This is a genomic window from Mesorhizobium sp. WSM4976, assembly GCF_029625685.1.
Taxonomy (GTDB): domain Bacteria; phylum Pseudomonadota; class Alphaproteobacteria; order Rhizobiales; family Rhizobiaceae; genus Mesorhizobium.
In genome coordinates this window covers 1-247 of record NZ_JARTVT010000135.1, presented here as the reverse complement: position 1 = coordinate 247, position 247 = coordinate 1, and the positions used below count along the sequence as shown (strand labels likewise).

General features: G+C 39.7%; 1 protein-coding gene. It reads left to right on the top strand.

Annotation, left to right across the window (positions count from 1 at the left end):
• On the top strand, positions 1-215 hold a 215-nt coding region (locus P9272_RS36030), incomplete at its 5' end, for a hypothetical protein (RefSeq protein WP_278164990.1).
• Positions 216-247: the final 32 nt, after the last annotated feature.

Below are 247 nucleotides of genomic sequence, written 5' to 3'. Positions count from 1 at the left end.
GCGGTGAAAGGGGGGAAATAAACCCAATGAAAAACAACCCGAGGGAAAAAAAAAAAACAAAAAAAAAAAAAAAAAACAAAAAAAAAAAAAAAAAAAACCCCCCCCCCCCCCAAAAAAAAAAAAAAAAAAACCCCCCCCCCCCAAAAAAAAAAAAAAAAAAACAAAAAAAACCACCCGCCGAACGCAGCGGGCACGGCGGTTATTTGGATGAATGAGCAGCCACGTAACACGCAACAACAAACGCCAG